The 10,307-nt window shown below is 49.5% G+C and carries 9 protein-coding genes and 1 pseudogene; 1 reads left to right on the top strand and 9 read right to left on the bottom strand.

Annotation, left to right across the window (positions count from 1 at the left end; translation table 11 throughout):
- The 8 genes and pseudogenes from AC1WIP_RS06105 to AC1WIP_RS06070 all read right to left on the bottom strand — a co-directional run.
- Positions 1–201 (bottom strand): annotated as a pseudogene (locus tag AC1WIP_RS06105) (hypothetical protein); the annotation flags it as partial.
- On the bottom strand, positions 201–1,733 hold the full coding sequence (locus AC1WIP_RS06100) for a type I restriction-modification system subunit M (protein ID WP_481141001.1): 1,533 nt from the start codon (positions 1,731–1,733) through the stop codon (positions 201–203). The gene AC1WIP_RS06100 and the pseudogene AC1WIP_RS06105, both read right to left, overlap by 1 nt.
- On the bottom strand, positions 1,730–1,957 hold the full coding sequence (locus AC1WIP_RS06095) for a helix-turn-helix domain-containing protein (RefSeq protein ID WP_481141000.1): 228 nt from the start codon (positions 1,955–1,957) through the stop codon (positions 1,730–1,732). The genes AC1WIP_RS06100 and AC1WIP_RS06095 overlap by 4 nt, the downstream gene beginning before the upstream one ends.
- A 135-nt stretch (positions 1,958–2,092) precedes the next feature.
- Positions 2,093–3,814 carry a 23S rRNA (uracil(1939)-C(5))-methyltransferase RlmD gene (rlmD, locus tag AC1WIP_RS06090; RefSeq protein WP_481140999.1) on the bottom strand — a complete coding sequence of 574 codons (1,722 nt, stop codon included), beginning with the start codon at positions 3,812–3,814 and terminating at the stop codon, positions 2,093–2,095.
- An 18-nt stretch (positions 3,815–3,832) separates the two neighbouring features.
- The gene (locus AC1WIP_RS06085) at positions 3,833–4,090 is read right to left on the bottom strand and encodes a DUF4366 domain-containing protein (protein ID WP_481140998.1); all 258 of its coding nucleotides are present in this window, start codon (positions 4,088–4,090) and stop codon (positions 3,833–3,835) included.
- A 58-nt stretch (positions 4,091–4,148) separates the two neighbouring features.
- The gene (gene pcrA, locus AC1WIP_RS06080) at positions 4,149–6,416 is read right to left on the bottom strand and encodes a DNA helicase PcrA (RefSeq protein WP_481140997.1); all 2,268 of its coding nucleotides are present in this window, start codon (positions 6,414–6,416) and stop codon (positions 4,149–4,151) included.
- 13 nt (positions 6,417–6,429) lie between these two features.
- On the bottom strand, positions 6,430–7,191 hold the full coding sequence (locus tag AC1WIP_RS06075; protein ID WP_481140996.1) for a zinc ribbon domain-containing protein: 762 nt from the start codon (positions 7,189–7,191) through the stop codon (positions 6,430–6,432).
- An 87-nt stretch (positions 7,192–7,278) separates the two neighbouring features.
- Positions 7,279–8,685 carry an SPFH domain-containing protein gene (locus AC1WIP_RS06070; protein ID WP_481140995.1) on the bottom strand — a complete coding sequence of 469 codons (1,407 nt, stop codon included), beginning with the start codon at positions 8,683–8,685 and terminating at the stop codon, positions 7,279–7,281.
- A gap of 183 nt (positions 8,686–8,868) precedes the next feature.
- On the opposite strand from AC1WIP_RS06070, the gene AC1WIP_RS06065 reads away from it, so the two are divergent.
- A complete protein-coding gene (locus AC1WIP_RS06065; RefSeq protein ID WP_481140994.1) occupies positions 8,869–9,360 on the top strand; it encodes a helix-turn-helix domain-containing protein in 492 nt (163 codons plus the stop codon).
- 33 nt (positions 9,361–9,393) lie between these two features.
- On the opposite strand, the gene AC1WIP_RS06060 is transcribed toward AC1WIP_RS06065, so the two are convergent.
- Positions 9,394–10,307: ABC transporter substrate-binding protein (locus AC1WIP_RS06060; RefSeq protein WP_481140992.1), on the bottom strand; the 914-nt coding region annotated here is incomplete at its 5' end.

The raw sequence follows: 10,307 nt of genomic DNA, 5'->3' as shown, positions 1-10,307 counted from the left end.
TGAGAGTAGCAAGTCACCCTCAAAAATTTCATATTTTGCTACATTTATATCATCAAAAGGGTAAAAAGCTGGTGTATTATCTTCAATATATCCTTTTTGGACATTAGAAATCCGAATAATTCTAACACCTTTATCAGTATAATTCGCACTTTTGAAGGCATATCCATTAAGAATCTCGCAAACATCCCCCAATCTTGCCATCACAGCATTCCCTCCAATTCCGCCAGTCCTGCGGTGATCTCCATTTCCAATTCATGCAGGTCAGCCATAATTTGTGCTGTAGACGGATACTCCACTGGCACATACTCCACCTTTTTGTACTTATTAATGGATAGGTCATAATCGTTATCCGCAATTTCCTGTTTCGGCACAAAAAAGCTCTGCTCGGTACGCTGGCGGCTGGCTTCCTTATCGAGATTATGGAACCGTTCGATAATGTCTGGAATGTCGTTCTCTGAAATCTCGCTGCGCTTGTCATCTAGCGAAAAGCCATCAGCCTTCATATCGTAAAACCACACGTTTTCCGTACCACCCGCGCTGGTCTTGGTGAACACCAGTACTGCTGTGGACACGCCCGCATAGGGCTTGAATACACCGGAGGGCATAGAAATCACTGCGCGCAGCTGATGATTCTCCACCATTTCCTTTCGGACGGATTTGTGTGCTTTAGAAGAACCGAACAGCACGCCGTCCGGCACGATGCAGGCGCACTGGCCGCCCTTTTTCAGCATCCGCAGGAATAGCGCCAAGAACAGCAACTCGGTCTTTTTTGTGTTGGTAACAGCTTTCAAATCATCATTGATACTCTCAGCGTCAATAGTGCCCTTAAAGGGAGGATTCGCCAGGCAGATGGTGTATTTGTCCCGGATTTGGTTTTGCTTAGAAACGCTGTCCTGATAGTGGATTTCCGGATGCGTAATCGAATGGAGCATCAGATTCATTGCCGACAGCCGCAGCATAGTGCGGTCTGTGTCAAAACCGGTAAACATCGGCCCCGAGAAATGTTCCCACTGTTCATTTGTCATGGTATCTTCATAGTGACTGCGAATGTACTCTGCCGAAGCCACCAGAAAGCCTGCCGTTCCACAAGCCGGATCACAGATGGTATCCTCTGGGGTGGGCTGTAAAAGTTCTACCATCATTTTGATGATATGCCGGGGGGTGCGAAACTGCCCGTTTTGACCGGCGGTGGACAGTTTCCCCAGCATATACTCGTATAGATCGCCCTGCATATCCAAATCGGAAATGTCGTGCTCATACAGGTCGTCCAAGCCCGTAATGATTTTTTGCAACACCTGCGGCGTAGGAATCAGGAACATGGCATCACTCATGTACCGGGCGAAAGCAGTATCTTTTTCGGTATCATTCTCAGTGTCATCCATGATTTCGATCATCTCGCCCTGCTCCGTAAAATCTGGCAGATGTCCATGCTTCATGTTTTTAATAGCAGGGAACACCCGCTGGGAAATGACATCGTAAATGTCGCGCGGGTCGTCATTTTTGAATTTGCTCCAGCGCATAGACTGCCCGATAGGGGACTGAGGGAAGATTTTATCCATCTTCTCGCCGCTCATGTTCTCAAATTCTTCTGTCTCCAATTCTTTTTCATCAAGAGAACGAATGAACATCAGGTAGGTCAGCTGCTCAATCACTGTCAAAGGATTGGTAATGCCGCCAGCCCAGATATCCGTCCAGATTTTATCTACTTTATTTTTGATTGCACCTGTAATCATGCGTCTTTTCCTCCGTCTTCATTATCAGGAACAAATTCCATAACATCGCCAATATTGCAGTCTAACACTTTACAGATTTTTTCCATGCTTTCCATTGAAACAGGCGCACCCTTTCCCAGACGTGCCAGAACATTGGTGCTAATGTTTGCACGGTGCATCATATCGGTTTTACTTAAATCATGATCTATTAATCGTTTCCAGAGACGATTATAGCTAATTGCCATCCTGCACCTCCTGATGTTTTTCATCTCCAGTATACTTGATTTCGCACAAAAAGGCAAATAAAATTCACGAAATAGTGAACTTCGAGGCTATGAAAAAGGGCCTAAGCTAAAATGCCCAAGCCCTTGAACGATAAATTATATCATTTGAAAATATCTCAATGACTCCATAATTGCCGCTTCCTTTTCCGGTGGGCATTTTGGCACTTTGGCGTTTTCTTTCTTTGACAGGTTATAATTCTGTCCCACATCCAGCCCACATTTCCTCTTGACCTGGGAGATGTACATAGAAGATACCTTCAAGCCGGTATGCTCCAGTACATATGCCTTAATCTGCTCATAGGTCGCGCCTTTCTGGAAGCCGGACATATCCATATCTTCCAAAGAGAACTCCACCCGTACTTTCTTCGAGTCGATTTCTCCCTTGGAAAGCAGTACTACCGTCTCCACATTCCCCGTCCACGGAAACTGGTCCACTGCCACAGCCCGCTCCACCCGATAGCCATTGTCCAAAAACACAGCCAGGTCTCTTATCAGGCTGGTGGGCTTGCAGGATATATAGACGATATGCTCCACTCCATAGGCGATGATCTTAGGCAGCGCCTTGGGATGGATGCCGTCCCTGGGAGGATCAAGAATGATCAAATCCGGCTTTTCCTCCACCTGTTCCAAAACCTTCAGCACATCCCCCGCTATGAACCGGCAGTTGTCCAAACCATTTTCCAAAGCGTTTCGTCTGGCCGCCTCCACGGCCTCCTCCACGATCTCCACGCCGATCACCTGCTTTGCCGCAGGCGCCATCAGCTGTGCAATGGTTCCCGTTCCGCTGTACAGATCAAACACCGTCTGAGAGGCTTTTCCGCCCAGGCCGCGTCCCAGATCACCGATATACTCCCGGACCGTCTCATAGAGAACCTCCGCTCCATAAGAATTGGTCTGGAAGAAAGAAAATGCAGAAATCTTAAAACGAAGCCCCAAAAGCTCCTCATAAAAATAATCTCTGCCGTAAAGAATGTCCGTCCTGTCACTCTTTACCACGTCAGCCTGGGAGTCATTGGTAATGTGCAAAATACCCGCAAGAGAGCCTTGCAGTCTGCCCTCCTTTTCAAGTCCCAGAAGCAGCTGGGCAAATTTCTCCGGCAGATTCACATCAGCGGCCTCCTTTGTGAATGTCTCTCCGTTTTCACCCCATGGCTCCTGGGAGGTGGTCACCAGCGCCGCCAAAATTTCTCCTGTCTTTGAAGCCTTGCGCACCAATAGATGCCTAAGATATCCCTTGTGGGTCAATCTGTGGAAAAAGGTGACGCCCCTTTTGGCGAAAAATTCCTTCGTCTCCTGCAGTATCAGCCTGTAATCCTGATCCACAAGCTTGCAGTCCTCCACGGTAACCACATCGTAAAAGCTGCTTCGCTTGTGCATGCCAAGAGAAAGAGGCCCCTCCTTATACTCATCCCCAAAGGAAAATTCCATCTTATTGCGGTACTCATACACCTTCGGGCTGCCCTTAATGCCCTCCCATTTCCAGGTCCCATCCTGTCTGGAAAGCACACTGTCCAAAAGCCTTTTCACCTGGCCTTCCTTCACCCGAAGCTGCTCTTCATAGGGGAGGGAAAGGTATGTACATCCTCCGCACACGCCAAAATGGGAACACGGATGGCCTGTCTCAAGAGGTGATTTTTCCAGCACCTCCAGAAGACGGCCTTCCGTCTTCCCTTTTCTTACCTTATTTACGCCAAGCTTCACTTTTTGTCCGGGCAGGCTCATCTTTACGACGACGGTTTCCTCCCCCACCTTCACGATTCCTTTGTTGGGGAAATCCACCCTCTCTACAATCCCTTCGTATACCTGTCCTTTTTTCATGCCGCTTCCTTCAATCCGTTATTTTTCGCTCTCGTCCTCGAAGAAGTCATCATCGTCCTCTTCATCCTCGAAGTCGTCCTCAAAATCATCCTCAAAATCTTCCAGATAATCCGGCGTAAAATAACGATACACCGCGTACGCGATGGCCGCAACAGCCGCTGCCGCTCCTACGATAGCCAGCACCCACAGCAAAACGTTACAGCTTTTCTTCTCCTCCTTTTTTCCCAGAAGATCATTGAGTTTAACCATATCCATCATATTTTCCAGCTTGCTCATAACCCTACCTGCCTTTCTCAGAAATTAATTATAGGATACCACATTCCATCAAAAATTACTACAATCTTTTCAATTTTGCAAAAGAAGCATACATAATTTTCTGCCCGGCTTTTTCAAAATTTACCGTTACCTTATAGTCCCTGGGCTCTTTTTCGATCTTAAGCACGGTGCCCTGACCGTATTTTATATGTCTCACACTGTCTCCCACGCCGTACTCCAGCTCCTCCAAAGACTGAGCCGGCGCGCCCTTGGAAATACCTGCCAGCTGGTTTAAGCTGCCGATTCCCCTGGCTATGTAGGGCTTGTCCGCCTTGGCCGTCACCTTCGGCCGCAGCGTTGCCTTGGGCCTGAAGTCAAACACCTCCGGAATGGTCTCACGGAATGTTTTAGAAGCAGGCACTGAATTGTCCAAAAGCTTCGTGGGAATTTCTCTCACAAAACGGCTGATGGGATTATACTGGGTTTCCCCTCTTATCATGCGCATTTTGGCACAGGTCAGCGTCAGCTCCTCCTTGGCTCTGGTGATTCCCACATAGGCCAGTCTCCTCTCCTCCTCAAGATCGGAAGGGTCCTCGGACATAATAGTCATATAGCTGGGGAACAAGCCGTCCTCCATCCCCGCAATATACACAAAGGGAAACTCCAGACCCTTGGCGCTGTGAAGGGTCATCAAAAGCACCCGCTCGTCGCTTCCGTCCACATTGTCGATATCCGCCACCAGGGCAATCTCCTCCAAAAATTCCGACAGGCTGGGGGTCTCATGGCTTTCCTCATAGGCCACCGCCTTGGTGATCAATTCATCTATGTTGGAAAGGCGGTCCTCAGCGGACTCATCATCCTCGTTCCTTAAATATTCCGGATACTGTGTCTGCTCCACAATTTCTCCGATCAGCTCCGCAACGCTGCAGTCCTTGGATTTTTCCCGAAAGTCCTGGATCATCCTCACAAAGGGAGCAAGCTTGCCCACCCCTCTCCCCAGACTCATGATCTGATCCGCCTGGGTCATGGCATCAAACAGGCTGATTCCCCGCATCTGGGCATAATCCGCCACTCTTTCCACCGTGGTGGCTCCAATGCTGCGCTTGGGTACATTGATGATACGCCGAAGAGCCAGATCGTCCCGGCCGTTGTCGATAGTCTTTAAATAGGACAGAATATCCTTAACCTCTCTCCTGGAATAAAAGTTTACGCCGCCCACCACATTATAGGGAATGCCCTCCAGAATCATCCGCTCCTCTAAAAGGCGGGACTGGGCATTGGTTCTATAGAGCACCGCGCAGTCCTTGTATCCGGCATTTCCCTTTTTTACTCTGCGGGCCACATCCTCCGCAATAAACTCCGCCTCCTCAAAGGCGTTGTCAAACTGGCGGAAATGAACAAGGCTCCCGGCTCCCTTATCCGTCCAAAGCGCCTTCTCCTTCCGGCCCGTATTATTGCTGATCACCGCATTAGCCGCATCCAGAATGCTCTGGGTGGAACGGTAATTCTGCTCCAGCTTGATCACCTGGGCCTCCGGATAAACCTTTTCATAATCCAGAATATTGCGGATGTTTGCTCCTCTGAATTTGTAGATGGACTGGTCATCATCTCCCACCACACAGAGATTCCGGTACTTGTCCGCCAGAAGCCGTACCAGCTCAAACTGTGCCGTATTGGTATCCTGATACTCGTCCACCATAATATAGCGGAATCTCTCCTGATAGGAGTCCAGCACCTCGGGACAGCTTTTGAACAGCTCCACCGTCTTTCCAATAATATCGTCAAAATCCAGGGCGTTATTCTTTTTTAAGGTTTCCTGATACTCTCTGTAAACCCTTGCAGTCACAGTCATAGCATAGTCGCCAAAGGCCTTTATCTCGTATTCCCTCACATCCACCAGCTCATCCTTGGCGGAGGAAATCGCTCCAAGAAGGGTTCTCTCCTTATAGGTTTTGGTATCTATATTGAGCCTCTTGCAGATTTCCTTCATCACCGCCTTTTGGTCGTCCGTATCGTAAATGGCAAAGTGATTGTCATAGCCCAGCCTGTCGATGTGCCTGCGCAGTATCCGCATGCAGGCTGCATGAAAGGTGCTGACCCATATCTGGTCTGCGCCAAAGCCCACCAGAGCGTCCACTCTCTCCCGCATCTCCTTAGCCGCCTTATTGGTAAAGGTAATGGCCAGAATATTCCACGGGTTCACTCCCATTTCATCAATCAGATATGCGATCCGGTGGGTCAGCACTCTGGTCTTTCCGCTTCCCGCTCCCGCCAGCAGAAGAAGGGGGCCGTCCGTCTTAAGCACAGCCTCCTTCTGCTCCCGGTTTAAAGTATCATATATGCTCATAATCTCTCCTTCATCACACTTCCTTTACCGAGGAAAAATTCCAGGTTTTGATATTAAATTCCACAATGAGGCTGTCACAGTAGGCGCATCTTTTGGCTCCCACTCCCGAAATAGGAGCTCCGCAGTTTGGACAATTTAAGCCGATTCCGTCTTCACCCAGATCATCTATCACACTTCTGTCCTGGATATAGATCATTTCTACATTGTATCTGCTCTGTTTCAGTCTGTCTCTCTGGCCTTCCGTGATGCTGCCGTCTTTCTCCACATAGTGAATATACCCTATGGCCGCCTGAAAAACAATACTGCAGCGTTCCCGCTGCCTGCGGTATTGGTAAATTTCCATCCGGTGCAGCTGCATTTCCTCAAAATGCTCTCGAAGCCCCGCTTTTTGCAGTGCGCCAATCCGCAGCCTGAGATTTTCACGAAGCTGGCTGGTTCCCTCTGTGAGAAGCCCTCCATTCATGGCGTCTATGCTTCTCAAATAGGAAAGCAGCACATTCTCAGCCCTGCTTTTCATCTCCTCATAATGAAACCCTGGAAAATCCCGCAGAATCGAGGGCAGATACAAGCCCGTGGCTGAGGACACAGATTTGGGCGTAAGCTCCTCCTCCCGTTCCATGCTCTTTACGCCGTCCACAAGGGACTCTGTTCCAAACAGCATCCGGGAGTAGTATCGCACCTTTCTGCGTATCCTGACAAAAATATAAAACAAAATCCCTATGACAGCTAAAATCAAGAGAAGAATCACTATTACACCAATCTGCTTACCATCCACTTGTCCGTCTCCCAAAAAAAGTCGCAGCAGACGCCCCGCAGAAATCCCACAGGGCATACTGCTGCGATATACTTACATCAACTTACATCAACGCTTGTCGCTGTCGTCAAAGATATCGCCGCATTCCGGGCAAAATTTAGGAGGATGCGCCGGATCCTCCGGCTCCCAGCCGCATTTGTCACACTTAAATACCGGTGCGCCTTCCGGCCTTTTTGCACCGCAGTTCATACAGAATTTTCCCTGGTTTACGGTGCCGCAGGAGCAGGTCCAGCCCGCCTGAGAGGGCTTTGGCTGCCCACAGTTGGTACAGAATTTTCCCTGGTTTACGGTGCCGCAGGAACAGGTCCAGCCTGGCACTGCGGAAGCTGCGCCCTGGTTCTGCGCCATCTGAGCGCCTGCGCCTGCCGCCTGCATACCCAGTCCGGCTCCCACTGCATTCATGGCGCCCATCATGCCTCCGGCTCCTCCAGCCATAGCCGGAGCGCCCGGGTCCTGCATTCCCATCCGGTTCATCATAGTGCTTCCCATGGCATCCGCCATGTTCAATCCCATGAATCCTACGAGAGCGCCGCCTGCATTCTGGGAAGCGCCCACCAGGGATTCCGCTCTGGCCGTGTTCATCTTCGCCCTGGCAATTCTGTCGCTGGCTCCTGTAGCCTCTCTCTGAAGCTCCTTGATGTACTCCTGATCCTCCTCGGACAAGGTGGCAGAATTGATGCTTACCGTGACAATCTCAATGCCCCGCAGATCCCTCCACTGTACGGAAAGCGTCTCCCGCAGCGCATTGGAAATTTCCATGCTGTGGGCGGGCAGCATACTATAACGGATACCCATAGCCGAAATCTTTGCAAAGGCCGGCTGTAAGGCGTTTAAAAATTCCGACTTCATCTGCGTCATCAGCTCTGCTCTGGTATAGCTGTCGGACACATTGCTGCATATTTTCTTATAAAATACCAGCGGATCCGCAATCTTAAAGGAATACTGTCCATTACAGCGGATGGAAGCATCCATATCCAGCATAATATTTTCGTCCACCACCCGGAACGGAATAGGACTTGCCGTTCCAAAGAGATTATTCATAATTTCCTTGGTATTGATAAAATAAACCCTCTGGTCCCTGGGCGCGTTTCCGCCGAAGGTAAAACGCTTGCCGATACTGCTGAAGGTATTCTTCAGCCCTTCCCCAAGCCCTCCGTAAAAAAGGCTGGGCTCTGCTGAGGAATCATAGACAAATTCACCTGCATCCGCGCAGAAATCCGTGATTTCACCCTGATCTACAAGAAGCATGCACTGCCCCTCGTTTACCGCGATGATGGAACCATTGGTAATGATATTGTCAACTCCCTTTGTGTTGCTGTTTCTTCCAGCTGTAACCCTCTTTTGCCCTTTTACAGCCAGTGTGTCATTGTTCAGAGAGTCACAGTAAAAATACTCCCGCCACTGATCCGCCATCATTGAGCCGATGGCATCCTTTGCCGCTTTAATTAATCCCATTTGCACATCCTCCGCTTTTTTATTCTGGAGTAAATACCCCTCCTCATCATTTTAGCAAATTTCAATGCGCCGCTCAACCATTTTCATAAATATTCTTTACAAACGCATCTTTTTCAACTAAACTGATAGAGTACGATTTTTACATCCGACTCATTAATTTTACCACAAAGGAATGATATCACTATGGGAAAAAAAGCTACAAAGGCTGCAGATAATATGTATTATCTTGCACGTTCCGAGGCCGCAAAGGAAAATGAGGCTCTTACCAGCCGGGAAAAGGCCGCTGAGCTTTTAGGCATCGACAGAACACGTCTTGCCCGAATCGAGCTGGACACCATCGCCCCTTACCCTGAAGAGGTCAAGGCCATGTCTAAGGTGTACAATACACCGGAGCTGTCCAACTCTTACTGTGCAAGGGAATGTCCCCTGGGACGCAACAGCGTAAAGGAAGTGTCCATCGATGACTTTGACAGACTGGCGCTTAAGGTGCTTGGTTCCCTGAAAGACATCGACAGTCTTAGGGCCTCCCTGATTGCCATCTCCGAGGACGGCGTGATTGAGGCCAGTGAGCAGAAGGCCTTTCAGGCCATCCTGGATTCCCTTGAAAAAATCAGCACCAACGCCAAGGCCCTGCGGCTTTGGGCTATAAAAAACATCCGGTTGAACGATACCTGAAACGTCCGCCGGATGTTTTTTTATGAAAATCTCTTACTGACTGGCTGCTTTTTTGGCAAATTCCGTAGTCACAAGGTCCTCGTAAGGAACCGTCTCCTCTAACACCTTGGAATCCTTCAGAATATTCTGCAGAAGCATAAAGGACTCCTCCTCAAAAATAAGGTCTGTTTTCCAAGTATCCTGATTGTGATACCGTTCCACAATGGTGGTGATGGTTGCAAGCTCCGTCTCTGGAAACTGGGGCGCGATTACCTCCGCAATTTCTGCAGGGGTGTGGGAAGCCACATAGTCCATTCCCTTCTGCAGTGCGTTTGTAAATGCCTGCACAGTTTCCGGATGATCCTCCAGATAACTTTTCTTCGCAGAAAAGGAGGTATAGGGCACATAACCCGAATCCTCCCCCAGGGAGGCTGCCACATAGCCGTCTCCCTTTTCCTCCAGCGCCGTGGCATGAGGCTCAAACTCCACCGTGTAATCCCCCTGGCCGCCGGAAAAGGCCGCTGCCGTGGACCCGAAATCGATGCTTTGGTCGATGGTCAGATCTGTCCTTGGATCAATACCGTTTTTGTTTAAAATGTACTCAAATACCATTTCCGGCATCCCGCCTGCCCTGCCGCCCAGCACCGTTTTGCCTTTCAGCATATCCCAGGTGAAATTTTCCACCGGTTCCCTGGATACCAGGAAATTACCGGCCCGCTGTGTCAGCTGGGCAAAATTCACCACATAGTCCTTTGTGCCCCCCGCATAAGTATAAATGGTGCTCTCGCTGCCCATAAAACCGATATCCGCCTGATCTGTGAGCACCGCCGTCATGGTTTTGTCGGCGCCAAAGCCGGTGACCAGCGTCAGCTCAATCCCTTCCTCCGCAAAATACCCCTCTTCAATGGCAACATACATGGGCGCATAAAAGATAGAATGCGCCACCTCGTTTAAGACAACCTCCGTCC

The organism is Acetatifactor sp., assembly GCF_982438285.1.
This window is presented reverse-complemented; position numbering and strand designations above follow the sequence as displayed.